General features: G+C 33.1%; 2 protein-coding genes. Both read right to left on the minus strand.

Annotation, left to right across the window (positions count from 1 at the left end; translation table 11 throughout):
* Positions 1-191: 191 nt before the first annotated feature.
* A complete protein-coding gene (locus CJD30_RS11605) occupies positions 192-1,238 on the minus strand; it encodes a zinc ribbon domain-containing protein (protein ID WP_294919326.1) in 1,047 nt (348 codons plus the stop codon).
* A 20-nt stretch (positions 1,239-1,258) separates the two neighbouring features.
* Complete coding sequence (locus CJD30_RS11610; protein WP_294919329.1) at positions 1,259-1,858, minus strand: heavy metal-binding domain-containing protein; 600 nt, start codon at positions 1,856-1,858, stop codon at positions 1,259-1,261.
* Between the last annotated feature and the right edge of the window lie 46 nt (positions 1,859-1,904).

Here is a 1,904-nt window from a genome sequence, read left to right on the forward strand (position 1 = left end):
CTTCCTATATGATTTACTTGCTAATGCCCCTAGCTATAATATGCCTAATAAAGCAATTACTAGCACTCAAAAGATAAATTTTCTGCTTACATAAAGATGGTAATTAAAAGATAAGACGGGGGAGGTTTTTATAGAGAAGATGAAATTTCCGCCATAGGGAGACGGAAAAATTTTATAGTTTTTTTCTGGATTTAATTGTATGAATCAATAATGCCATCATCATTGCTATCATAAAAGCATTGGAACCATCCATCAGTATAACAATATTGCCATTGTCTACCACTTCCATAATTCGATGGTTTAGCTGTATTAGGTCTGCCTAAGGAAGCAACCATCATTTCTGTAGTCATACCAATCCAATACTGATGTTTAGCAACTCCTTTACATTCGTCTGTACTCCATGAAGGATGCTTATTATGAAATTTCCATGCTTTCTCACCCATGGATTTTTTTAGTTCAGCTTCTGCTTTAGCCTTTGCTTTTGCAGCTTCAGCCGCTTCTTTTTTAACTCGTTCCGCTTGTTCTTTTTGCTCGATTTTTGTAATTTCAGTTTTAACAGTTGTACATAAAGGAGTTAAATCTTTATCTCCTAATTTCATGTATGTATTACATGTAGGAAGAGCATCTTTAAAAGCTTTACTTTTAATTTGATCATTGATTCCTTGTAAAATTTTTTCTTTGTTATCTTTGAATTCTTTTTGCTCTTTTTCCTTTTGAGCAACTTCTCTAGCTGCTTGTTCAAGCTCAAATTTTTGTTTAGCTTCTTCCACTCTTGCAGATTCAGCACTACTTATAGCTATTCCAGCCAATACCACGGCAAACAGTACTAATGCTATTCTATAGTTAGGCTGTATGGTAATATTAGTTTTTGCATAAACAATCTTTCTTATTGATGGGAGCAAGAAAGATGAAGCTACCAAATAAAAAAAACCAGCTAATATATTGCCTGATATCAAAGTACCAAAAGCAGCAATAACGAATATAATACCAAATAACCATCCTATAGCAATACTAGCCGAATTGGCAAGAGGAGTCTCTTGTCTTTTTAATTCTTCTTTATACTTTTTTTGACGGATAAGCTCATCTTCTTGTTTTTGAGATTCAAGCTCTTTTTGATGTTTTAATTCTTCTTGTTTTTTTGCAATTATTTCATGTTCAACTGGTGCACCACAATGCGGACATATACTTGCCTTATCAGAGATTTCTTTTCCACATTCTTCACAATTAATTAATGCCATAAAAATCCTTTTTTATATAATTAAAAACCTGTTGGTGCACCACAATTAGGGCAAGCAGAAGCTGATTTTAAAACAGGTTTTTCACATTCGTAGCATGGAATAGTTGCATCTTTTATTTTTATCGCTGTACCTGTAGCAAATACCGAAAGAATACTCCCGCCTGAAGCGTTATTATATGTATGTTCAACTTTGACAGCGATAACCGCATCAGCACCCATCAAATAAGCACGTTCTTTCAAGTCTTCAATAACTTGATGATGGGCATCTTTTAAACCATTTTCAATTGAAACCACCCTTCCACCAAAAACATCTCTAAACATACCAAAAATATCTTTCACAATATTCATACCATAAACACATTGTGAAGATATAACATTCATTCTTTTTATAATCGGTAAATCAACTGTTGTTTCAGTAGTTATAAAAATAGAAGCTAGAAGTTTTGGTTTATTTACTCTAAGTGCTTCTAATTTTATTGCTTGTTCAGCTTCTTCTTTTTGTTGACGTTCTTTTTGAGCTTCAGCATATAAAATGGCTTCAGGACTAATACAACTTTTACACAAACCATCTGTCATGTCTAAAACACTAAAAACTTTCCCACACCCTCTACATGTTGCCATTTCAAACCTTCACTCAAAATCATTATTTTCATGATTATTGCTATTC

Source organism: Sulfuricurvum sp. PD_MW2 (assembly GCF_002633015.1).
GTDB lineage: Bacteria > Campylobacterota > Campylobacteria > Campylobacterales > Sulfurimonadaceae > Sulfuricurvum.